The 22,228-nt window shown below is 72.1% G+C and carries 23 protein-coding genes and 1 riboswitch; of the genes, 12 read left to right on the top strand and 11 right to left on the bottom strand.

Features of this window, described 5'->3' with window-relative positions; all coding sequences use genetic code 11:
* The first annotated feature begins 101 nt into the window (after window positions 1-101).
* A complete protein-coding gene (locus AC3RJ8_RS17705; protein ID WP_489713862.1) occupies window positions 102-875 on the top strand; it encodes a cation-transporting ATPase in 774 nt (257 codons plus the stop codon).
* A 10-nt stretch (window positions 876-885) separates the two neighbouring features.
* On the opposite strand, the gene AC3RJ8_RS17700 is transcribed toward AC3RJ8_RS17705, so the two are convergent.
* Both AC3RJ8_RS17700 and AC3RJ8_RS17695 read right to left on the bottom strand, forming a co-directional pair.
* A complete protein-coding gene (locus AC3RJ8_RS17700) occupies window positions 886-2,298 on the bottom strand; it encodes a polysaccharide deacetylase family protein (protein ID WP_489713861.1) in 1,413 nt (470 codons plus the stop codon).
* Window positions 2,299-2,344: 46 nt separating this feature from the next.
* Window positions 2,345-3,274, bottom strand: coding sequence for a M15 family metallopeptidase (locus tag AC3RJ8_RS17695; protein WP_489713860.1), 930 nt, complete (start codon window positions 3,272-3,274; stop codon window positions 2,345-2,347).
* An 11-nt stretch (window positions 3,275-3,285) separates the two neighbouring features.
* Window positions 3,286-3,436: riboswitch (cyclic di-AMP (ydaO/yuaA leader) on the bottom strand.
* A 244-nt stretch (window positions 3,437-3,680) separates the two neighbouring features.
* On the opposite strand from AC3RJ8_RS17695, the gene AC3RJ8_RS17690 reads away from it, so the two are divergent.
* Window positions 3,681-4,301 (top strand): superoxide dismutase, encoded by a 621-nt coding sequence (locus AC3RJ8_RS17690; protein WP_489713859.1) that lies wholly within the window; start codon window positions 3,681-3,683, stop codon window positions 4,299-4,301.
* A 189-nt stretch (window positions 4,302-4,490) separates the two neighbouring features.
* Here AC3RJ8_RS17690 and AC3RJ8_RS17685 read toward each other — a convergent pair whose 3' ends face one another.
* From AC3RJ8_RS17685 to AC3RJ8_RS17670, 4 genes are all read right to left on the bottom strand, one after another.
* Window positions 4,491-4,652, bottom strand: coding sequence for a hypothetical protein (locus AC3RJ8_RS17685; RefSeq protein WP_489713858.1), 162 nt, complete (start codon window positions 4,650-4,652; stop codon window positions 4,491-4,493).
* An 85-nt stretch (window positions 4,653-4,737) separates the two neighbouring features.
* Window positions 4,738-6,387 carry a fucose isomerase gene (locus AC3RJ8_RS17680; protein ID WP_489713857.1) on the bottom strand — a complete coding sequence of 550 codons (1,650 nt, stop codon included), beginning with the start codon at window positions 6,385-6,387 and terminating at the stop codon, window positions 4,738-4,740.
* Window positions 6,388-6,432: 45 nt separating this feature from the next.
* Window positions 6,433-7,923, bottom strand: a complete 1,491-nt coding sequence (locus AC3RJ8_RS17675) for an FGGY-family carbohydrate kinase (RefSeq protein WP_489713856.1) — start codon at window positions 7,921-7,923, stop codon at window positions 6,433-6,435.
* A gap of 66 nt (window positions 7,924-7,989) precedes the next feature.
* Window positions 7,990-9,003 (bottom strand): LacI family DNA-binding transcriptional regulator, encoded by a 1,014-nt coding sequence (locus tag AC3RJ8_RS17670; protein WP_489713855.1) that lies wholly within the window; start codon window positions 9,001-9,003, stop codon window positions 7,990-7,992.
* A 153-nt stretch (window positions 9,004-9,156) separates the two neighbouring features.
* Between AC3RJ8_RS17670 and AC3RJ8_RS17665 the strand changes: the two genes are divergently transcribed.
* From AC3RJ8_RS17665 to AC3RJ8_RS17630, 8 genes are all read left to right on the top strand, one after another.
* Window positions 9,157-9,858, top strand: coding sequence for a GntR family transcriptional regulator (locus AC3RJ8_RS17665; protein ID WP_489713854.1), 702 nt, complete (start codon window positions 9,157-9,159; stop codon window positions 9,856-9,858).
* 83 nt (window positions 9,859-9,941) lie between these two features.
* Entirely contained in the window at window positions 9,942-10,907 is a 966-nt protein-coding gene (locus AC3RJ8_RS17660) for a Bug family tripartite tricarboxylate transporter substrate binding protein (RefSeq protein WP_489713853.1), read from the top strand.
* Window positions 10,908-10,993: 86 nt separating this feature from the next.
* Window positions 10,994-11,545 carry a tripartite tricarboxylate transporter TctB family protein gene (locus tag AC3RJ8_RS17655; protein WP_489713852.1) on the top strand — a complete coding sequence of 184 codons (552 nt, stop codon included), beginning with the start codon at window positions 10,994-10,996 and terminating at the stop codon, window positions 11,543-11,545.
* A complete protein-coding gene (locus AC3RJ8_RS17650) occupies window positions 11,542-13,059 on the top strand; it encodes a tripartite tricarboxylate transporter permease (RefSeq protein ID WP_489713851.1) in 1,518 nt (505 codons plus the stop codon). Before AC3RJ8_RS17655 ends, AC3RJ8_RS17650 begins: the two co-directional genes overlap by 4 nt.
* Complete coding sequence (locus AC3RJ8_RS17645; protein ID WP_489713850.1) at window positions 13,056-14,201, top strand: sialidase family protein; 1,146 nt, start codon at window positions 13,056-13,058, stop codon at window positions 14,199-14,201. The genes AC3RJ8_RS17650 and AC3RJ8_RS17645 overlap by 4 nt, the downstream gene beginning before the upstream one ends.
* On the top strand, window positions 14,198-15,055 hold the full coding sequence (locus AC3RJ8_RS17640; protein ID WP_489713849.1) for a dihydrodipicolinate synthase family protein: 858 nt from the start codon (window positions 14,198-14,200) through the stop codon (window positions 15,053-15,055). The genes AC3RJ8_RS17645 and AC3RJ8_RS17640 overlap by 4 nt, the downstream gene beginning before the upstream one ends.
* Window positions 15,052-15,969: a ribokinase gene (locus AC3RJ8_RS17635; RefSeq protein ID WP_489713848.1), complete on the top strand. Its 918-nt coding sequence runs from the start codon at window positions 15,052-15,054 to the stop codon at window positions 15,967-15,969. Before AC3RJ8_RS17640 ends, AC3RJ8_RS17635 begins: the two co-directional genes overlap by 4 nt.
* Before the next feature lie 104 nt (window positions 15,970-16,073).
* Window positions 16,074-16,202: a hypothetical protein gene (locus AC3RJ8_RS17630; protein ID WP_489713847.1), complete on the top strand. Its 129-nt coding sequence runs from the start codon at window positions 16,074-16,076 to the stop codon at window positions 16,200-16,202.
* Window positions 16,203-16,502: 300 nt separating this feature from the next.
* Here AC3RJ8_RS17630 and AC3RJ8_RS17625 read toward each other — a convergent pair whose 3' ends face one another.
* Window positions 16,503-16,913, bottom strand: a complete 411-nt coding sequence (locus AC3RJ8_RS17625; protein ID WP_489713846.1) for a hypothetical protein — start codon at window positions 16,911-16,913, stop codon at window positions 16,503-16,505.
* Window positions 16,914-16,984: 71 nt separating this feature from the next.
* Here AC3RJ8_RS17625 and AC3RJ8_RS17620 point away from each other — a divergent pair, with 71 nt between their 5' ends.
* Complete coding sequence (locus tag AC3RJ8_RS17620) at window positions 16,985-17,122, top strand: hypothetical protein (protein ID WP_489713845.1); 138 nt, start codon at window positions 16,985-16,987, stop codon at window positions 17,120-17,122.
* A gap of 185 nt (window positions 17,123-17,307) precedes the next feature.
* On the top strand, window positions 17,308-18,339 hold the full coding sequence (locus tag AC3RJ8_RS17615; RefSeq protein ID WP_489715666.1) for an RDD family protein: 1,032 nt from the start codon (window positions 17,308-17,310) through the stop codon (window positions 18,337-18,339).
* A gap of 88 nt (window positions 18,340-18,427) precedes the next feature.
* Here the strand turns inward: AC3RJ8_RS17615 and AC3RJ8_RS17610 are convergent, their stop codons facing one another.
* The 4 genes from AC3RJ8_RS17610 to AC3RJ8_RS17595 all read right to left on the bottom strand — a co-directional run bounded on the left by AC3RJ8_RS17610 (window position 18,428) and on the right by AC3RJ8_RS17595 (window position 22,154).
* Window positions 18,428-19,588 (bottom strand): ThuA domain-containing protein, encoded by a 1,161-nt coding sequence (locus AC3RJ8_RS17610; RefSeq protein WP_489713844.1) that lies wholly within the window; start codon window positions 19,586-19,588, stop codon window positions 18,428-18,430.
* A gap of 124 nt (window positions 19,589-19,712) precedes the next feature.
* Window positions 19,713-20,477, bottom strand: coding sequence for an ABC transporter permease (locus AC3RJ8_RS17605; RefSeq protein WP_489713843.1), 765 nt, complete (start codon window positions 20,475-20,477; stop codon window positions 19,713-19,715).
* The gene (locus tag AC3RJ8_RS17600) at window positions 20,477-21,259 is read right to left on the bottom strand and encodes an ABC transporter ATP-binding protein (protein WP_489713842.1); all 783 of its coding nucleotides are present in this window, start codon (window positions 21,257-21,259) and stop codon (window positions 20,477-20,479) included. Before AC3RJ8_RS17600 ends, AC3RJ8_RS17605 begins: the two co-directional genes overlap by 1 nt.
* 52 nt (window positions 21,260-21,311) lie before the next feature.
* A complete protein-coding gene (locus AC3RJ8_RS17595; RefSeq protein WP_489713841.1) occupies window positions 21,312-22,154 on the bottom strand; it encodes a DUF4097 family beta strand repeat-containing protein in 843 nt (280 codons plus the stop codon).
* Between the last annotated feature and the right edge of the window lie 74 nt (window positions 22,155-22,228).

Raw genomic sequence — 22,228 nt, 5'->3', positions numbered from 1 at the left:
GACGACCTTCGTCCGGTCGCCGGGGCACGGACCCGGGCGCTCTCATCTTCTCCTCAGAATCACCTGTCAGACTGCCTCGTCAGCCCGACAGGAGGAGCAACATGTCCAAGCTCTCGAAGGCGTTCTCCCTGGCCAAGAAGGCGTACGACGCGCACCAGTCGTCCTCGCGGGGATCTGGTCCCACCGCGCGGTCCGGGCCGTCGGACTGGCGCTCGGTGCTGGAGAGCGCCGTCGGTGGCGGCTCCCGCCCGTCGGCCGCCCCGCCGTCGTCGTCCGCAGGGAATCCCCGCACGAACGTCCCCGACGCGGACCGGCAGGCCATCGCCCGCTACGACTACCTGATGCGCACGGCCGAGCCGCACGAGGTCGAGCAGGTCCACGCCGAGGCGTTCGAGCGCCTCACGCCGCAGCAGCGCGAGGCGGTGCTGCAGCGCATGCGGGCCGACCTGCCGGCGAACGAGCAGCCGCGGTCGGCGAGCGTGGCCGACCTGTCTCGGGCAGCCGGTCGGTCCGAGGCGCGCCGGCCGGGCTCCATGCGCGCGATCCTCGCCAAGGTCGGGACCGGTGGGGCCGTGGCGGGTGCCGCCGTCGGCGCCGTCGGGCTCCTGGGGGTGGTCGCGGCCGGCGCTGCGGTGAGCAGCGTCGCCGGGCCGCTCCTGGCGGAGGCGGGGAACCTGGGGGTCGACTTCGACTCGCTCGCCTCGGGGATCGACCTGGGTGCGCTCGACGTCGGTGCGCTCGACGTCGAGGGCCTCACCTCCCAGGTCGGCGACGCCGGGACGGAGGCGGTCTCGGGGATCGGCGACCAGGTCTCGGAGGCCGGTCAGTCGCTGTCCGACCTCGCGGGCGGGTTCGACGTGCGCGACCTGTTCTGACGCGGGCGGCTCACGAGCCGTCGACGAGCAGGTCGACGGTGACGAGCACGTAGTCCTCGTCGCGCAGGTCGTCGATGATCTTCGGCACGGCGTCCACCGTGGTCGGGTGGATGTCGTGCAGGAGCACGTTGCTGCCGTCCTGCACCTGGTTCGCCACCTGACGGCGGACGTCCCGCGCGTCACGGGACTCCCAGTCCCGGCTGTCGAGGCCCCACAGGACGACGTCGAGTCCGGTGCGCGTCGCGAGCGATCGGACACGGCCGTCGACGTCGCCGTACGGGGGTCGCAGCAGGAACGGGGTGAACCCGGTGGCGTCGGTGACGGCGTCCTGGGTGCGGCGCAGCTCGTCGCGCACCTCGGCGTCGTCGAGGGTCGTGAGCTGCGGGTGGTTCCAGGTGTGGTTGGCCACCAGGTGCCCGCCGTCGACGACGGCCTGCGCGACCTCGGGCCGGGCGGCGACGTTGTCGCCCACCATGAAGAAGGTGGCGGGGGCGTCCTTGCGCTCGAGGATCCGCAGCAGCCGTCGGGTGTCCGCCACCGGGCCGTCGTCGAAGGTCAGCGCGACGCACTGGTCCACCCGGCAGTCGACGCCGTCGTCCCGGGCGTCCGCGCGGCTCTCGTCGACGATCTGGTCCAGCCGGTCCGTCCACAGCGACTCCGTGGTGCCGAGCAGCGTGTCGCGCAGGGCGACGGCCTCGTCCGGGTCGACGGCCGCGACCCCGGCGTCGAGGACCGTCTCGGCCTCGGCCACCGCCTCCTCGAGCGGTCGGAGCGTGCTTGCCCCGACGGTCCCCTCGAGGTCGGTCACGGCATCTGCCGCCTCGGTGGTGGCGGTCCGGAGCTCGTCGTGGGCCCACTGCCGGCGGGCCTCGACGACGGCGTCGCGCGCCTCGGCCACGTCGTCCGCCGCGGCGTCGAGGTCGGAGGGTGCCGGGTCGGAGCTCTCGACCACCTCGACCTGCACCCGCGGCAACGTCTGCGGACGGAACGGGTTCGGCCGGGTGACCTCCTCGACGGTGCGCGTCGTGACGGGGTAGGTCACCTCGGCGTCGCGGAGCCTGCCGGCCTCGTCGAGCGCGTCGGCGAGCGGTGCGCGGACGGCGTCGTCGGCCACCTGGCCCTCGCTGTCCGTGAGCACCGGCCGGGCCGCCTCGATCGCGTCGTCGAGGGCATCGAGGCTCGCGGTGTAGTCGGCCTCGGCGCGGGCGCGGGACGTCTCGGCCTCCTGGGTGACGCGGGCCACCTCGGCCTCGTGCTCCGCCGCGGCGTCGACCCAGGCCCGGTGCTCCAGCACGCCGACGACGACGGCGCCCACCGCGAGGAGGAGGACGACCGCCGCGGCGATCCACCACGCCGCGCGGCGACCCCGGCCGGGCGGGCGTGCGGCCGGCAGCTGTTCAGGGTCGGGTCCCGACGTGCTCACAGGGCGATTCTCTGGCGTCCGAGCCGTTCGGGCCAGCCCGGACCTGTCACGGCACGAGCGTGGACTCCCAGTGCCACGGCTCGGGCTTGGACCCACCGGGCTGCGCCCAGTCCGGGTTGACCCAGCCGAGGGCGGGCGCGTGCTCGTGGAGCCATGTACCACGCTCGCCGGCGTAGGTCTCGGGGCAGAGGTCGACGGCCAGGCCCCAGCCGTGGTTCGAGGTCCCCGGCGTGGCGGCCAGGTACCCCTTGGCGGCCTTCGTGGCGACCTGCTGGTCGTAGGAGCGGTAGCCGTCGGTGACGCACATCGGCTCGCCGAACCGTGCGGTGTAGAGGTCGTTCAGCTCGGCCAGGGAGCGGGCGACGTCGGCGCGGACGAGCACGGCGCCGTCCCACGGCGCGCAGAGCTGGTCGCTGGGCAGGCGCCCGTTCGACCAGCCGTCCTGGACGGGGGTGTCGCACCCCGGCGGGTTCTCGGGCGTGGGCTCCGGGGCGGGCTGGATGGTGCGGTCCTTGCGGGGGACGCGCTCGTCCGTGCGGGACACGGCCAGGTCCCGGTCCACCGTCACCGCGGGCGCCTGCCGCGCTGCCGGCGCGGCGGCAGCCCCTGGAGCGGCCGCTGCTGCCGGAGCCGCCGGCGCGGCGGGCGCGGTCGGGGCGGCCTGGGCGACGGGTGCCGGTGCTCGCGTGGTCGTGGCGGCGTCGTCGGTGGTCGTGGTGCGGACGACCGGTCCGGCCTCGGCCAGGTAGGTGCCGCCGGTGGCGAGCACCAGGGCGGCGGCCGCGGTGAGGGACAGCGTGGCCCGGGGTGCCGCGGAGGAGCGTCGCCGGGGCTTCTCGGCGAGGTGGCGACCGCGGACGGGTTCGCGCCGGGACCGGCGGGTTCCGGCCGGGGCGGGACCCTGCTGTGCGTGCTTCATGCTGCCGGTCCAGAGGTCCGACGGCGGTGGTCCGGTGGTGCGGCTGCGCGCGGGCACGCGTCGTTCATCGGTGCTCTCCTGACGCCTGCGGGGTTAGCTGTCGGGTTCGGGTCGGAGACTGACCCGGCCGGCGGCGCCGGCTTCACCCCGAGGGCGCTCGTGACGCCCGTGAAGTGGGTCCCCCGTCCCTGTCTGGTCCTGGAGCAGCGGATGGTGACAGGGCTCGGCGGCCCATCCGTGCACCTCGCGGGCGCGAGGTGAGGAGACCATATCCCCTGCGTGCGTGATTGTCACGAATCTGTAACGGTGGTGGTCAGCACCATCGAGCCGCCGTCGAACCGCGACCGTCCGCTCCCTGCCGGGGACCGGTCCGGCAGTGTGACGGAGGTCTCTCTTGACCTCAACGATGGTCGAGGTCCTACGGTCGAACAGTTCCACCCCGCCACGGAAGGACGGATCCACGATGACCGGATACACGCTGCCTGACCTGCCCTACGACTACAGCGCGCTCGAGCCGCACATCAGCGGCAAGATCATGGAGCTCCACCACGACAAGCACCACGCCGCCTACGTCGCGGGGGCGAACACGGCGCTGGAGAAGCTGGCCGAGGCCCGCGAGTCCGGCGACCTCGCCACGGTGAACCTCCACGAGAAGAACCTCGCGTTCCACCTCGGCGGGCACACCAACCACACGATCTTCTGGCACAACCTCTCGCCCGAGGGCGGCGGCGAGCCCGAGGGCGAGCTGGCCGAGGCCATCAAGGACCAGTTCGGCTCCTTCGCCGCCTTCCAGGCCCACTTCGCCGCCACCGCGACCGGCATCCAGGGCTCCGGATGGGCCGTGCTCGGCTGGGACTCCCTCGGTCAGAAGCTGCTGATCTTCCAGCTCTTCGACCAGCAGGCCAACGTCCCGGTCGGCATCGTCCCGCTGCTCATGCTCGACATGTGGGAGCACGCCTTCTACCTCGACTACCTCAACGTCAAGGCCGACTACGTCAAGGCGTTCTGGAACATCGCCAACTGGCGCGACGTCGCCGCCCGCCTCGACCGCGCCCGCACCCAGACCGCAGGCTTCATCGCCTGAGGCCCACCCGTCGAGCGTCTCTGTTCCTCCCGGACCTACGGCTGATCTCGGAGGAATCGAGACGCTCGACCGGTCTTCGCCTCCCGAGGCCCAGCGAACCGGTGCCTGCCAACGACCAGGAGGCATGCACCGGTAGGCCCCCCGGCCCCGCGACGACACGGTGTCCGCACCCAACTGGTTCGGGCGCGGCTACGCCATCGCCTCGACCGTGCGGGTGGTGGCCGGGCCGGAGATCTCGATGTCGCGCAGCACCTCGGCGTCGGTCAGCGCCGTGCGCAGGTCGCGGCGGACCGCCGGGTCGTCCACCCGACCCTTGCGGGCGCGCGGGGCGGGCCTGCCGTCGTCGATCACGGCGGCGAGCGTCTCGGAGCTTGCTGCGTACGCTTCCTCGGCCTCGGCACGGGAGTCCTCTGCCGTGGCGTCCAGGCGCGCGACGTCACGCGGTGAGCGACGTGTCTCCGCAGAGGTGCACGGGCATGCCCAGACCGGCGAACAGCGCCGCCTTGGCAGTCAGCGCACGGTCGGCGGTCTCGGCGTCGGTGGCGTAGGCGACGTTGAGGTGGTTGGCCTTGTGCCGCGCCATGAACTGGTCGCGGCTGACGCCGTGCAGGACGGCGTGCATGATCGGCCACTCAGGGTTGGTGGCCTCCTTGCGGCGCCGGGTCTCATGCTCGGGCAGCTCGACCACGGAGGCGCGACCGAGGTCGACCTGGAGGATGCCGTCGGCGATGTAGACGCGGGACCACACGATCTCGCCCGGTCGGCAGACACCGTTGACGGTGGAACCGCCGGCAGGAAAGAACACCGGGTCCTGACGCCATCCCTCGGCTCCGGAATAGCCGCCGGCCAGGTGTGATGCGGGCACGGAACCGGAGATCTCGAAGACCCAGACGAAGCGCCCGTCGTACTCCTCGCCCCAACGGACGTCGTGCAGCGTGGTGGCAGGGTCGAGGCCCATCGCGGTCCAGATGCGATTGGTCACCAGAGCATCGACGGCGACACCTTCGTCCGCCTCGTTGAAGTGCGGCAGGGCACGACCTTCCCAGAGCACGCGCTGCCCGTCACGGGAGCGCACGGGGGGCCGCTGGACGTTGTTGAGCAGGCCCTCGGCCAGGTCCGACGCGGGCGAGAGATCCTTGAGTCCCTGCTGGTACTGGATCCCGACGGCGTCCAGGCCGAAGTCGTCCGCGATCCGCAGCGCGGCGATGTACATCTTGTGCTGCCATCGCAGCTGGGAGGCGGTGAGTTCCGTCTTCTCGTCGGTGCCGAGCCGGAACGTCATCCCGGCGTCCTCCAGCCAGCGCTGGACGGCGTCGGCCTCGGCGTCGGGGACCCGCTGCATCTCCGCCCAGAGCGCCGACTGGGACAGGCGCTCCTTGTAGATCCCGATGCGGTTGAGCAGCTCGTCGTCGAAGATCGCGTTGTACATGCCCATGCAGCCCTCGTCGAAGACGCCGATGATGGCCTTCTCGCGCAGGAGCTGGGCGGACAGGACCTCGCCGAGCTGCGTCTCGGGAGAGTCCGGCAGCGTGGGCAGCGGGTGCACGTGCGAGGTGTCGTGCTCGATGGTCCCCGTGGTGATCCACGAGCTGACGGAGTCCTGGAACCACTGGTCGCTACCGTCCACGGTCCACACCGTGGAGTACGGACGTCCCATCTTGGTCATGCCGGCGTTGAGTCCGAGCAGACCGACCAGCCCGGGCCAGTCACCGGCGAAGTTGGCGACGGTCAGGATCGGTCCCCGATGAGTGCGGAGGCCGGCGAGGACGTGATGGCTGTACTGCCACACGGCCTGCGCGACGACGAGAGGTGCGTCCGGGGGGATCGTGGCGAACACGTCGAGCCCCATGCGTTGGGAGCTGATGAAGCCGTGACCCGTGGCGGGGTCGATCCCGTTGGCCCGCGAGACCGTCCATCCGTGCCGGGCGAAGGTTTCCTCGACGATGCGTTCCAGCTCGACCTGGGTGGGCCAGCCGGCGACGTTGGCGGACTCGCGCAGGTCTCCGGAGGCGACGAGGTAGACCGTCCTCTCGGGAGCAGGTGACTCGGGCAGGAGGTCGGGGACGTCGTAGCTGGTGGTGCTCATGAGTGCTCCTTCGGGGCGTGCCGTGATGGTGGCGGGCGGCGCGAGTCAGCGCGACAACGCGTGCACGACGTCGCGCGTGGCGGGGTAGAGGTCGCGGTAGTGCGCGTACAGGCGGTCGTAGGTGTCCCGCTGGGACAGGTCGGGCTCGCAAGTGGCGGCCGGCGGGTTCCACCGGGAGGCGTCGACGTCGTCGACGAGCCCTGCGGCGAGCATGGCGGAGCCGTAGGAAGCGCCGATGGTGCTGGTCGGCAGGACCTGCCGCAAGCCCGTGACGTCCGAGACGATCTGGGTCCACAGGCCGCCACGGGTCCCGCCGCCGACGGCGACGACACGGTCGATACGGGCGCCGGCGGCCTGCATGGTCTCGATGTTGTGCCGGACGCCGAGGGCGGTGGCCTCGAGCGATGCCCGGTACAGGTCGCCGCGGGTGTGCTCGAGGGTGAGCCCGACGACCACGCCGCGTGCCTTCGGGTCGAGGAGCGGGGTCCGCTCACCGGCGAAGTAGGGGAGCATCAGCAGACCGTTCGCGCCAGACCCGGACACGGCTGCTTCGGCGGTCAGCGTCGTGTGGTCGGAGCCGGTCAGGTCGCACACCCAGGAGGTCAGCGCCCCGGAGGTCGCCAGTCCGCCGGCCAGGTTGTGTGCCCCGGGGAAGGCGCCGAGGGTGCCCCACATGCTGGGCGAGCGCATCGGCTCGTCGACGGTCGCGACGAGAAAGGTGGTGGTGCCGTACATGATCATCAGGTCACCGACGTTCTGGGCATCGACGCTCACCGCTTCGGACCACGCGTCGATGGTGCCGGTGGTGACGGGCGTGCCCGCGGGGACGCCGGCGATGGCGCGCTCCGTGGTGCCGGCCTGCTCGCCGGGCCATCGCAGCCGCGGCAGCGGGAGTCCGGGGGCGACGTGCTCGGCCCACTCGTCGATCCACGAGCGCGACCGCGGGTCGTACAGAGGCGTGCACTGCGACGCCGAGTGATGGTCGAGCACGTAGGCACCGGTGAGCCGGTGGACGAGATAGCTGGCCGGCATGAGCAGGTGGCGGGTGGCGGCGTAGGTCTCCGGTTCGACGTCGCGCAGCCAGGCGATCTTCGGTCCGGCGGCCTGCGACGAGAGGGCGGATCCGCAGCGACCCAGAATCGCGTCCGGACCGAGTGCGCTCTCGATGCGGACGATCTGCTCCGTGGCGCGTGTGTCGACGCCGTAGAGAATGGCGGGACGCAGCGGGGTGCCGTCCTGGTCAGCGGCGACCACGCACGGGCCCATCCCGGAGACGCCGAGGGCGGCGACCCTGGCGTCGGCGGGGAGGCCGTCACGGCTTTGCGTACCCGGTGCGAGGTCCGCGGTGAGCTCGGTGACGATCTCGACGAACTCCTGCCACCAGATGGCGGGGTCCATCTCCACGTGGCCGGGCGCCGGGCGCTCCACGGTGTGCTGTCGGGAAGCGGTGCGCAGGATCACCCCGTCGGCGGCGGTGAGGACCCCCTTGGTGCTCGAGGTGCCGACGTCGACCCCGACGAAGAGAGGAACTGACATGGCGACAGCATTGCAGTAATCGATTACAGTAGCAACCGAGCGCTGCGGGTCCGACGATGCCGTCGTTCAGCAGGTGGTCGGCGTCGCCTGCACCACGAGCTGGACCGGAGCGTCCTCGTCCCTCAGGCGCTGCAGGAGCAGCCGCGTGGCCGTCGTGCCGAGCTCGCGCGGTGCGAGCGGGACCATCACCAGGTCGCCGGTGCGCGAGGTGGCGAAAGGCAGCTCGCCGACGATCCCGATCCCGAGCGCCGGTCCGTCGCCCGCGCGGGCCCGGGCCCGGGCCTCCGCAGGTGAGGGGGCGGGCGCACCGTGCGCGGTCGCGAGAGCGCGGAGCGCGCCGACGCCGACCAGGTTGTTCGTGGCCACGATCGCGTCCGGGGGGTCTGGACGAGCCAGCAGCGACACCGCGGCGTCGAGGCCGCCGTCGACGCGGAAGTTGGCGTGCACCAGCAGCTCCTCGTCGGGGTGCCGGCCCGCGTCGCGCAGAGCGCGGCGCCAGCCCTCGGCGCGTTCGACGGCGGTACTCGTGGTGCGAGATCCGGTGACGCAGGCGATCCGCCGGAAGCCACGTCCCAGCAGCATGCTCGTCGCTCGACGGCCCAGCTCGCTGTTGTCGAATACCACCTGGTCGACGTCGCTGTCGACCTGACGGTCGAAGAGCACCACGGCCCTGCCGCGCTTGCGCAGTCCGTCGATGCGGGGGGCGCCGTCCGCCGGGGCGAGCACCACGCCGGCCATGTTCTCGTGCTCGGCGACCTCCAGGTACCGCGCCTCCTTGACCGGGTCGTCGTCGGTGTTGCACAGGACGACCGAGTACCCGGCCTCCCGGGCGACGTCCTCGACCCCGCGCGCCACCGCGGTGAAGAACGGGTTCTCGACGTCGGGCAGCACCAGGGCGACGACGTCGCTCGAGCGGCGGCGCAGGGACCGCGCCGTCCGGTCGGGCACGTAGCCGAGCTCGGCGACGGCGGCACGGACGGCGGCGACCGACTCCGCGCGCACGTTCTTTCCGTTGAGCACGCGCGAGACCGTGGCCGTGGAGACGCCGGCGCGACGAGCCACGTCGATGATGCGGGGCACGAGTCCTCCCGGGACGGTGGTGTGCGACCAGTCTGGACCACGAGTGGAGAGGCGGTGACCTGGGCGGACGTCGGCGGCTTGCAATCGCCAGTCTCGAGGTCTACGTTAACGGTTAACCGTTAGCAGTAATCGATTGCAGGACGAGGAGGTCCCATGAGCATCCGGGAAGGTGGGTTGGTGTCCGCGGCGTTCAGCGTCCGCCCCGCCCCGGCGCTCGGACAGCACGTCGTCGACCATCTCCGGCGGCTCATCATCACGGGTGAACTGCGGCCCGAGACCCACCTGGTCGAAGCACAGCTCTCCCGGGCCTTCGACGTCAGCCGGGGTCCGGTCCGTGATGCACTGCGTCAGCTCGAGACCGAGGGGCTCGTCGAGTCCCGCCGCCGCGGCGTCTTCGTCATCGGCCTGACGCTCGACGACATCGACGAGCTGTACGTGCTGCGACGGCTCCTCGAGATCGAAGCGGTCCGGCTGTGCCTCGCCCGCGACGACGTCGAGCACGCCGCCGCGCGGGCTGCCCTGGAACGGATGGACAGCGCGGCATCGGTCCAGGACGCCGAGGCGTTCGCCACGGCAGACCTGGACTTCCACTCCGCCTTCTACCTCGCCGCCGGACATCGCCGCCTGGAATCGATCTGGCAGCAGTACCGCCCCACCTTCGCCGGAATGCTCGCCGTGACGAACGCCGAGGACCAAGACCTGGCCCCGACGTTCGCCGACCACGTCGAGCTGCTCCGCGTGGTGGAGGTCGGTGACGAGCACCAGGCGCTCAAGCTGCTCGCCGACCACCTCGACGGTTCGCGCCGACGGATGCTCACCGCCTACACCCGGTTCGTCACCGAAGCCGTCACCTAGACCGGTCGCGCCCCGCGTGCGGGCGCGCCACCGGCTGACACCAGCCGGACAGATCTCCAGTACCGACAAGGGAGTTGTTACCCATGATCCGACGTACCCCGCGCACCCTCGCTCTGACCGGGACGATCGCAGCGACCGGACTGACGCTGGCCGCATGCTCCACCGGCGACTCCGCCGGCGAAGCGTCCTTCCCGGACGACGACGTCACCCTCATCGTCCAGGCCGCGGCCGGTGGCGGATCCGATCTGACGTCGCGAGCGCTGGCCACCGAGCTCGAACCGGTGCTCGGCCAGTCCGTGGTCGTCGAGAACCGTCCGGGGGCCGCCGGCTCCACCGCGATGCAGTTCGTCGCGGACCAGGACGCCGACGGCTACACGATCGGCTTCTCGCCGGTCGAGATCGCGATGCTCGGCCACGAAGGCTACGACGTCGACCCGGCCGACTACGACTTCCTGGGCCAGATCATGCTGGCTCCCGGGGTGCTCGTGGTGCCCGCCGACAGCCCGTACGACACGCTCGAGGAGTTCATCGACGCCGCTCAGGGCGAAACCCTCGCCGTGGCCAACTCCGGTGCAGGTTCGATCTGGGAGGCGGCGGCGCTCGGGCTCGCCGCTGACACCGGTGCGCAGCTCGAACCCGTCCCGTTCGACGGGGGCGGGCCCGCGCTGGCTGCCGCCGTCGGCAGTCAGGTCGACGCGGCCGTCGCCGGTGCCGGCGAGGTGTCGGCCGCCGTCGCGGACGAGCAGGTCAAGGCGCTCGCCGTCTTCCACGATGAGACGTACCCGGACCTCCCGGACGTACCGACCGCCGCCGAGGCCGGCTACGAGCTCGAGTTCGGTGGCTGGGGCGGCATCTATGCCCCCGCCGGCCTGCCCGACGAGGTGCGCGCGACGCTCGAGGCCGCCATCGAGGAGGCCGCGACGTCCGACGGGTTCGTCGAAACCGTCTCGGGCTCGGGCAACCTCCCCGTCTACAAGACCGCCGACGAGTTCACCGCGTTCGTCGACTCCGAGTACGACCGCTTCGGGACGTTGCTCGGGGACGACTGATGAACGACGCATGCACGACGCCCCCGAGCCCGGGAACCTCCGACCAGGATGTTCCCGGGCCCGGGGACGGGTGGAAGGAGCACGAGGTGTCGCAGGACCTCACCGCCGACGTCGACGGCGCCGCTGACCCTGTGCAGGACGCGGTCACGGACCGCAAGGACGCCGACGACCAGGCCTACGCGCCGCCGTCGGCCCGCCCGTCCCGGTGGCTGGAGCTGGTCGCCGCAGGGACCGCGCTCGTCCTCATGGGCGCACTGGCCCTTGAGGCGCGTCGGCTCGAGGTGCGCACCGAGACCGGAGGCATCGACCCCCGCTGGTGGCCCGAGCTGCTGGGCGTCACCGGCGCGGTCCTCGCCACCGCGCTCCTCGTCGTCGCCGCCGTCCGGACCGTCGACCGCGGTGACCTGGAGGCCACCACGCGCGGCGGCCTCCTCCGTCTCGTGGCCACCGTGGCGGTGACAGCGGTCTACCTGCTCCTCTGGCCCGTCGTCGGCTTCCTCGTGGCGACCGTGGCCTTTCTCCTGGCGCTCACCGCCCTCTTCGGCGGGCGCGGTTGGCGCACGCTGGTCCTCTTCCCCGTGCTGACGACGGCCGGCGTCTACCTGCTCTTCCACACGCTTCTCGAGGTGCCGCTGTGAACGTCGTCGTCGACGGGTTGACCCCGCTGCTGGACCCGACCGTGCTCGTCTGCCTGCTCGCCGGCCTGCTGGTCGGCACCCTGGTGGGTGCGTTCCCGGGGGTCACCGGATCCATGGCCGTCGCCCTGGCGGCCGGGTTCACCCTCACGCTCGAACCCGTCCAGGGTCTCGCGGTGCTGCTGACCATCTACGTGGGTGCGAACTACGGCGATCGTGTCCCGTCCATTCTTGTGAACACGCCCGGCACGCCCGCCGCGATCGCGACCACGCTGGACGGCTACCCTCTCGCCAAGCAGGGGAAGGCAGGGCTGGCCCTCGTCGCCTCGTCGATGGTGACCACCGGCGGCATCCTCGTGTCGATGGCGGTCTTCCTGGTGGCTGCCCGCCCGATCGCGCAGCTCGCGTTGGAGTTCGGGCCTGCCGAGATGTTCGCACTCGTGGTGTTCGGCATGACGGTGATGATCTCCATCTCGTCGCGATCGCTGCTCAAGGGAGTCATCGCCGGGATCGTCGGGCTGGCCGTGGCGACCGTTGGCCGGGACCCGATCACCGGTGACGAACGATTCGTGTACGGCTTGAACGATCTCAACTCGGGCCTGCCGTTCATCGCGGTCATCATCGGACTCTTCGGCATCGCCGAGCTGTTCGACCAGCTGCTCACCCACCGCGAGCACCATGTCAGGCCCCTGTCGGCCCTCGGCCGGTGGTGGCCCACCCGTGGCGAGGTCAAGAAGATGGGCAAGCCGTTCGCGCTGGGGTCGGTGGTCGGCACCGTGGTCGGCGTGGTCCCGGCGGCCGGCGGCGACATCGCCGGGCTGATCGGCTGGGACCGCGCGAAGCGGATGTCCGCCGAGCCCGAGAAGTTCGGCAAGGGCTCGCTCGAGGGCCTCGCCGCGGCGGACACCTCGTCGAGCGCGACGCTGGGCGGCTCGTTGACCACGACGATGGCGCTCGGGATTCCAGGTGACTCGGTCATGGCCGTCATGGTCGGGTCGATGGTCATCTGGGGGCTGCAGCCGGGACCGTCGCTGTTCGGCAACAACCCCGACCTGGTGATCACCATCGCGACGATCATGATCGTCGCGACGGTCCTGTCTCTCGCGATCAGCCTGGTGCGCATGCGGGGCATGGTGCGGCTGCTGGACCTGCCACGGCACTTCCTGTGGGCCGGCATCCTCGTCTTCTGTGTGGTGGGCACCTACACCACCACCAACAACATGTACACGGTCTGGGTGATGCTGGCCTCCGGCGTGGTGGGGGTGCTCATGAAGCGCACCGGCTTTCCTGCTGGACCCGTGGTCCTCGGCCTCTTGCTGGGCCCGCTCGCCGAGGCCAACCTGCGGCGGGCGCTGCTGATCGACGGGCCGACCACGCTGGTGACCCAGCCCATCGCCGCGGTGCTCCTGGTGCTCGCGCTCGTCGGCCTCGCAGCGCCGCTCGTGGCTCGTGCCCGCACGGCACGGGGCGAGCGTGCGGAGCGCGACGCGGCAGAGCGTTCGGGAGGGTCGCGATGACCACGGTCGACGACGCGGTCGTGCGCCGCTGGGTCTGCGTGGACGACCCCCGGTGGCGCCAGGCCCACGCCTCCACCGTGCTGACCGTCGGTCACGAGGTGCTGGCGGCGTGGTTCGCGGGGACACGTGAGGGAGCGCCCGACACCCGTGTCTGGCTGGCGCGGAGGAACGCCTCCGGTCGCTGGGGCGTGCCACGCATGGTGCTCGAGGCGGACGAGCCGCACTGGAACCCCGTGCTCGCCCGGGGACCTGATGGCGAGGTGTGGCTGTTCGTCAAGCGTGGAGCCACCATCTCGGCGTGGTCCACCTGGGTAGCCCGCTCGGACGACGGCGGCCGCAGCTGGTCCGACGCCGTCGAGCTCGTCCCCGGGGACTTCGGCGGCCGGGGCCCGGTGAAGAACCCGCCGGTCCTCCTCGAGGAGGGCGCCTGGCTGGCGCCCGGGTCCCTCGAACAGTGGCAGGATCCGCCTGCCTGGTACCCGTTCGTGGACCGGTCGACGGACGGCGGACGGACGTGGGCGCCGGTCCCGGTGCCGATGGACCGTGCCGCGCTGCGGGGCGCCGGCGCGATCCAGCCCGCGCTCTGGACGGGCTCCGACGGCGTGGTGCACGCGCTCCTGCGGACCACGGAGGGCGTCGCCTACCGGTCGTGGTCGGACGACGGCGGGCGCTCCTGGGCCACAGCGGTGCCGACGTCGTTGCCCAACAACAACTCCGGGCTGACCGTCGTCGGGCTGCCGGACGGGCGTGCTGCGTGCGTCCACAATCCTGTCTCCGGGGACTGGGCCCCGCGCTGCCCGCTCGTCGTGTCCGTGTCGGACGACGACGGACTCACCTGGAGCCAGGTCGTGGTCGTCGAGGACGGACGGACACCCGTCGCCGACCGACCCCTCCTCGAGCCCGAGCTGCCCGCCGCGGGCCATGGGTTCGACCCGGCCGACGGCGGCGTCGCCACCAGCGGCGTCGGCGAGTACTCCTACCCGTCAGCGGTCCTGACCGCCGAGGCGCTACTGATCACCTACACCTGGCAGCGTCGCGGCGTGGTCGAGGCGCGCGTCCCGCTCGATCTGCTGGACCCCTCGCCCGCACCAGTGACGACCTCCGCGGGCTCCGCCCGCCCTCTCCCCGGAAGGACACCATGACTGCACGAATCGTCAGTGCCGTCCCCGTCCCGTTCCTCGCGGACGGCACGGTCGACGGAGACACGTTCGACGCCACGCTCGAGGCGATCGCTCCCCACGTCGGCGGCGCGCTGATCGCCGGGACGACGGGTGAGTTCCCGGCCCTGGAGGACGACGAGCGCATCGACCTCTTCCGCCGCGCCGCGGCGGTGCTCGGCGCGGAACGTGTGATCGCCCACCTCGGGCACGCGAGCTCCCGCCAGGTGCTCCGGCTGGCTGACCGGACGGCCGAGATCGGCATCCACCGGTTCGCGCTCCTCACGCCCTACTACCTGCCGACGGACGGCGACGGTGTGGTGGACTTCTTCCGTGCCCTGACCGAAGCGCGGCCGGAGGCGCAGGTGTACGCCTACCTCTTCCCGGAGCGCACCGGGCTCCACGTCGAGCCCGGGACGCTCCGTCGGATCATGGCCCTGCCGGGCATGGTCGGGGTCAAGCTCTCGGGTGCCGCGGCAGCACGCCTCGCGGACTACGCGGCGGTCCTGGAGGACGGTCAGGAGCTCTACTCGGGGGACGACGGGACGCTCCCGCAGGTGCTCGCCGCCGGCGGGACGGGTGTCGTCTCCGGTGTCTCCAGCGCGTTCCCCGAGACGTTCGCCACGCTGGCGGCCGCGCTCGACGGGCAGGATCCGGATGCCGGCCGGCTGCAGGACGTCGTGCGCAGGATCGTGCCCCTCGTCGGGCCGACCGTGCCGCGGCTCAAAGAGGCCCTGGGTGCACGCTCGGGCGCTGCATGGCGCTCACGCATGAGCCTGCCGGCGGTCGACGAGGCGACCCGGTCGGACATCCGTGCCGTCGTGGCCGAGCACCGGTGAGCGCGTCGTCCGGGTCGCGTGTGGCCGTCGTGGGCAGCGCGAACATCGACACCGTGGTGACGGTGGACCGCCACCCTGGCGCAGGAGAGACGGTGCTCGGCGGTGACGCACGGCGTTCGCCGGGCGGCAAGGGTGCCAACCAGGCGGTCGCCGCCGCGCGCGCCGGAGGCGCCGACGTCGCCTTCGTCGCTGCCGTCGGCACCGACGACGGTGGTGACCTCCTGCTGGGGTCGTTGGCCGCTGCGGGCGTGGACGTCACGGCGGTCCGTCGCGTGCCCGGACCCACCGGGGCGGCGCTGATCTCGGTCACGCCGGCCGGGGAGAACGCGATCGTCGTCGCACCGTGCGCCAACGCGCGTCTGCGGATCGACGACGACGCGGAGCGGGTCGTCCGTGGGGCGGACGTCGTGCTCGCCCAGCTGGAGGTCCCCCTCGAGGTCGTCGCCGCCGCGGCCCGGGCCAGGCGCCCCGGGACGCCGCTGGTCCTCAACGCGGCACCCTCGCAGTCGCTGCCGGACGCGCTCTGGCAGCAGGTTGACATCCTCGTGGTCAACGAGCACGAGGCGTCGGATCTTGCTGCCGCCGGTGAGGATCGCGTCGACCCTGGGGTCCTCGCCACCAGGCTGCTCGACCGGGTTCCCGCCGTCGTCGTCACGCTCGGTGCTGCCGGCGCCCTGGTGGCCCGTCGCGGCCGAGGCGTGGTCGCCGTCCGGGGGTCCGCGGTGCACGTGGTCGACACGACGGGGGCGGGCGACACGTTCTGCGGTGTGCTGGCTGCCGGGCTCGCTCGCGGTGCCGACCTCGTCGCGGCAGTGCGACCGGCTGTTGTCGCCGGTTCCCTCGCGGTGACGAGGGTGGGAGCCCAGGAAGCCGTTCCGGGTCGCGCGGAGCTCACCGCAACCCTGGAGTCCTGAACCGGACGGGCGCCACCTGCTCCCGGTCGTACACCCCGGACACCGGGTGTGGTCCGACGAGCGAACCCAGCCACGAGGACCGACCGCGCAGCGATCGGCTGCTGATGACCGCGGCGCTGGCGATGGTCGTCCCCGCGACGGCGGCGGGCGGCAAGGTGGTGTTCGCCGCCGTCATGATCGGCTCCGGCGTCCGCTTCGTGGTCACCGGCATCTCGGAGTTCACGGCGCTGTAGGCCGCGCGCGGGTTCGTCCTCGAGGATGTCGACCAGCACTCGTCCCGGCTCGCGGTGCTGCGACGCGGTGCCGGCCTCGAGCCGCTGCGGGACGATCTGGAGGAGCAGGTCGAGGGGATCATCCGGTCGGCCGGGTGCGCCACGCGCTCTGAGAGGCCGCGTCCGGTCCGGGGCGCGCCCGTCCGTCGGTCGCCCTCCTCGACGGTCGCCATGGGTTCCGGGGTGTTCCGAGGATCTCGGATCAGCACGAACAGGACCAGGACGGCCATGACGGCGACACCCGACCCACATGGCTTGCTGTCACCCGGCGACGAAAGCGTCCTGGGCTGCTACGAGGACCTGCTCGGCGTGCGGACCGACGTCCTGGCTGGCGGTGGCGGCGTTCGAGACTCCCTCGCCGGCCCTGGCCGCGACGTCGGCAGGGACGCGCGAGAGACGGTCGGCGATCGTGTCCTGGTAGCGCGCGACCAGCAGGGCGATGCCGAGCGCGGCTCCCAGCTCGCGCGTGAGGCCGGTGATCGCGGACCCCACTCCTTGCTGCTCCCGTGGCAGGGAGGAGGTGATGGCCTCGGTCGACGGGGTCAGGCCCAGTCCTGCACCCAGCCGCATCGCGACCAGACCGGGCAGCACGCCGACGTAACCGCCGTCGGCCGAGACGAGGCCGGCCAGGAGCGCGAGGCCGACGGTGGCGATGCCGAGCCCTGTCACCATGGTGGTGCGAACCCCGGCACGGGAGGCGAAGCGGGAGTGCGAGTCCGGAGGCGAGCATCATCAGCAGCGCCATGGGCATCATCCCGAGGGTGGCGAGCAACGCGCGCCAGCCGAGGACCACCTGGAAGAACGAACGGGTAGAGCACGAGGGAGACGCCGCCCAGAACGCGATGCGGCGCCACCTGGCCGACGTCGGGGCCTCCTCCTGACGGTCCCCGGGACGGTCTCTTCTCAAGGGTGCCCCATGCCGCGTGCGGTGACACCGGCGGTCGGTGGACGGCTCGTCCAGGCCGGTGCGAGGATCCGGCCATGACGACGACGTTCCCGGCGACGGGCGGACCAGCGCCACTGCCGCCGTCGCCGCGCAAGTCGTCGAGGCGCGCGGGGCCTCCCGATCCGTTCCCGCGGGGTCGCCCGCCCGCCTCCTGGTTCAACCGGGTGCTGGCGGTGCTGCTCGACTCAGCGCTCGTGTCGTCCGTCGCGTGGTTCGCGACCGGCAGCGCGCCGTCGTTCGCGACCTTGCCGACGTGGGGGGGCACAGGACCCGCCGCTGGCGCCGGAAGCCGTCGCGTGGGTTGGCTGGACGATGCTCGGGCTCGCGGTGCTGCAGGCCTACACCGGCGCGACGCCGGGCAAGCGGGTGGCCCGGCTCGCGGTGGTCGACGCCGGGTCGGGCCGCCCGATCGGCCTGCTCGGCACCGTGCTGCGCTGGTTGGCGCACCTCCTCGACGCGATCCTCATGATCGGCTATCTGCGCGCCGCCTGGCACCCGGAGGGCCGGACGTTCGCCGACTCCCTGCTGGGGACCGTGGTCCAGCACACCGTCCGGCCGCGGCCGCACCGGTGGGTCGCGTGGTGCCGGCAACGGCGTGACCGGCACGCTCCGTGGCTGCGGTGGCCCTCCGTGGTGACGAGCGCCGTCGCGCTGGTGGTGTGCGCCGCCGCGGCGGCCGGGAGCCTGACGGCCGGCGGGGGTGCCGCGGAGCGCAGCGCGGACGGGACGACGTCGTGCGTCAGCACCGGGCCCTTCGCGGCGACGGCGATGGTCAGCAGTTCGGTGTCGAGCTCGTGGGCGTCCCGGCTGGGCGTCGAGCGCACGACGGAGCAGTCCTGGCGGGTCGCCGCCGGGTGGTCCACGGGCCTCGGCCTGGACGCTACGGACAACCCGACCGTGACGGTCGGCGAGGCGGTGCTGAGCGTGCGGTCGGCGGACGGGCGCTCGTACGAGGCCGACGCCCCGACGACGGAGTCCGATGTCGATCCACTGTGGTGGTCGATGCCCGACCAGGTCGCCGCGACGGATCTCGAGGTGCCGGAGGACGTCTCGGGCTGGGACGCCCGGGTCGTGCTGCTCGGCGACGACGGCGCCGTCCTCGCCGAGTGCACGGCGCCGGTCCCTGCCGTCGAGGCCGTCGGGAGCGCCTGATCTCGGTCCGAGCCGACCACGAGCGTCCCTGTTCGTCAGGAATCAGCGGTCGAATCCTGACGGACAGAGACGCTCGTGGCGGGTGAGGTCAGAGACCGGCTTCGGCCAGTCCTCGCTGCCAGTCGGCCAGGTCGTCGATCTTGTCCCCGAGGGCCTGCCCGGCGTCGTCGTCGCGCACGAGGGCGTCGGCGAGCTTCGCCGTCGTGCGGAGGGTGATGGCCGCCTTCCACGGCTTGTCCGCCTCGGCCGCGTCCTGGGCGCGGTCGAGCTTGCGGTCGATGAGCCGGACGGCGACCCGGTCACGTGCCGTGTCGGCCGGCAGCTCCTCGACCAGAGCGTCGACCTCGGACCAGGTGACGCAGTTGCCGCCGCCCTCGACGGCGCCCGCCGTCCACTGGACGCCGCGCAGCACGGAGGTGAGGAAGGTCGGGTCCGACCAGGACTCGTCGACGTGGCCCGCGCCCTGGTGCCAGGAGCGGCCGCCCTCGAAGTTCTGGCACCAGGCGATCGGATGGTCCTCACCCATGGTGCCGCCGTCGTACGTCGACTCGTCCAGGGTCATCAGCACGTGCACGTCGCCGCGCGGGTTGAGCGTGTAGTTGTACCACTCGTCCCAGCGCTCCCACTCGAGCGGGACGCCCTGCATGGAGGGGTGAGCGGGGCTCTCGACGCGCATGGTGGCGGTCTGCTGCTGCGGGTGCCCGGCGAACCGTGCCCCGCCGCCGATGAGCTGGGTGAACCAGCTCGAGGTGTGCATCGTGTCGGTGGCGGCGTGGATCCCGACGACGCCGCCACCGCCGTGCACGTAGCCCTGCAGGGCGGTGAGCTCGGCGTCGTCGAGCAGCCGCGGCTGATCGGGGTCGAGGTTGTTGGTGTTGTCCACCGGGGAGACGAACACGATCGAGCCGTACTGGGACAGGTCCTGCGCCGAGGTGAACGGCGTGGAGTCCATCGTGAGGTCGGGCTGGCCGGGGGAGCCTGGCCCCCACCAGCCGCCGGAGTCGTTCGGCGGGTCCCACACGTCGACGTCGAAGCCGTGCTCGGCGCCGAGGTCGATCAGGGCGTGGGTGGTCTCGTCGATGTGGGAGTGGCGGAACCCGAGGGTCTTGCCGACGACGAGGATCTCGTCGAGGTCGCCGTCCCCGCCGGCAGCCGTGGCCGGTGCGGCGGCGGCAGCCAGGCCGACGGCGGTGGCGGTCGCGGTGACCAGGGAGAGTGCACAACGGGTGGTGGACTGTCGGATTCTCATGACGCTCCTTCGCGCACGGGTCCATTCGTTGACCCGTTCAACTTAACCGCGCCGCGGCGTTCTGGCTACCACTCGGCAGAAGATGACGGACCTTCGGCAGAAGAGGCCCCTGGTCACCGCCGCCTCAGCGGATCCTGCGGCGGTAGGCCGCGATCGCCGCGACGTGGCCGCCGGCGACGACGCCGACGAGCCAGGCGAGGGCCACCCAGATGTCGTCGCCGACCGGCTCCTCGGCGAACAGCGCGCGGAGCGTGTCCACGACGGGCGTCACGGGCTGGTGCTCGGCGAACCAGGCGACCGGGCCCGGCATCGTGCCGGTCGGGACGAACGCCGAGCTGATGAACGGCAGGAAGATCAGCGGGTAGCTGAACGCGCTCGCACCGTCCACGGTCTTCGCCGACAGCCCGGCGACGACGGCGAGCCAGGTGAGGGCCAGCGTGAACAGCGTCAGGATCCCGCCGACGGCGAGCCAGGCGCCCACGGAGGCGCCGGTGCGGAAGCCCATGATCGACGCGACGCCGATCACGATCGCCACCGAGGCCAGGTTGGCGACCAGCGAGGTGAGGACGTGGCCCCACAGCACGCTCGACCGGGCGATCGGCATGGACTGGAACCGCTCGAAGATGCCGCCCTGCATGTCCAGGAACAGCCGGTACGCGGTGTACGCGATGCCGGAGGCGATCGTGATGAGCAGGATGCCGGGGAGCATGTAGTCGACGTACGACTCGCCGGAGCCGGTGTCGATGGCGCCGCCGAGCACGTAGACGAACAGCAGCATCAGGGCGATCGGGGTGACCGCGGTCGTGATGATCGTGTCGGGGCTGCGGCTGATGTGCCGCAGGGACCGGCCGGTGAGGACGCGGGTGTCGGTCAGGACGTGGGTGGTCATCAGGATTCCTTTCCGGCGTCGGTGCCGACGAGGGCGAGGAAGACGTCCTCGAGGGACGGCTGCTTCTCGACGTACTCGACCTGGGCGGGGGGCAGGAGCTGCTTGAGCTCGTCGAGGGTCCCGTGCTGGACGATCGTGCCCTCGTGCAGGATGGCGATGCGGTCGGCGAGCTGTTCGGCCTCGTCGAGGTGCTGGGTGGTCAGCAGCACGGTGGTGCCGCCCTCGGCCAGCTTCTTGACGCCCTTCCAGACGTCGATGCGGGCCTGCGGGTCCAGGCCGGTGGTGGGCTCGTCGAGGAAGACGACCGGCGGGTCGCCGATCAGGCTCATGGCGAGGTCGAGCCGGCGCCGCATACCGCCCGAGTACGTGCTTGCCCGGCGGGACCCGGCCTCGGTGAGGGAGAAACGGACCAGCAGGTCGTCGGCGATCGCCCCCGGGTCGTCCAGGTGTCGCAGCCGGGCGACGAGGACGAGGTTCTCCCGCCCGGTGAGGATCTCGTCGACGGCGGCGAACTGGCCGGTGAGGCTGATGGACTCGCGGACCTCGCCCGGGCTGGTGGCGACGTCGAACCCGTGGATCGTCGCCGTGCCGGCGTCGGCCTGCAGCAGGGTGGACAGGATCCGCACCAGCGTCGTCTTGCCGGCACCGTTCGAGCCGAGCAGGGCGACGATGCTCCCCGGCTCCACGTCGAGGTCGACGCCGCGCAGGACGTGCAGGTCCTTGAACGACTTCTGTATGCTCCGCGCGCGGATGGCGGGCCGCGGGGCCGTGTCGTGGGTCATGGGGTCTCCGTCTCGCGGGGTGGGTGGTGCCAGGGGGCTGGGTGGGGTCGTCTCAGGGGCGCCGGACGACGACGTCGCCGTAGCCGGTGCTGGCGTGGACCTCGGCCGTGGCCTCGTCGTCGACCGGACCCTCCGTGGGGGTGAGCTGGTTGCGCACGGAACCGTGCTCCGACGCGACGTCGAGGTAGGCGGCGGTGCCCTCGGGCACTCCGACCTCGATCGAGCCGTAGGAGGTGGCCAGCGTGACGACACCGGACTCGAGGCTGCCGACCCGGATGCCGCCGTGGGCGCCCTTGGCCGTGAGGCTGCCGCGCACGTGGTGCACGTCGATGTCACCGTTGGCTCCCTGGATGCCCAGCGAGCCGGAGACGGACCCGACCACGGTGGTGCCGTTGGTCGCGCGGATCGTGCCGTCTCCCCGGACCTCGTCCACCCGGACGGATCCGGCGGCCACCTTGACGGTGAGCGGTCCGTGGGCACGCCCGACGGTGACCGAGCCGGCCGCGACCTTGGCGTCGAGCCGGTCGACCTCGTCGATGCGGACGTCGCCGGCCGAGACCGCGATGCTGACGGTGCCGAAGGAACCCTCGGAGAAGAGGGTGCCGGTCTTGCCGCGCAGGTCGGACCCGGAGGGCAGCTCGACCGTGATGTCCGCGGTGCCGGCCGCGAACGGCAGGACCCACTGCTTCCAGGATCCGGGGTAGGTGATCGAGACCGTGTCGCCGTCGCGCTCGACGCGTACCTCCTCGGCGGCGCGCACGGAACCCGACTTGCCCGGGCTGGACGGCAGGACGGTGACGACGACGTCGTCGCGCTCGGACGCGACGACGTGGAGGTTCGCGAACGGCACGTCGACGACGACGGGAACGGGGTGGGGGGCGGGGAAAGTGGGCATGACAGAGCTCCCAAGGTGGTGTCAGAGTGATGGACGGTTGAGTGGTGGGGCGTGGTGCCCCGGTGGTACGGCGG

The sequence above is a fragment of the Isoptericola sp. MSGPD8_1_ISO-PGPR-S23-394 genome, from assembly GCF_058072785.1.
The sequence above is the reverse complement of the archived record's forward strand: the minus strand, read 5'-3'. Positions and strand labels throughout refer to the sequence as shown.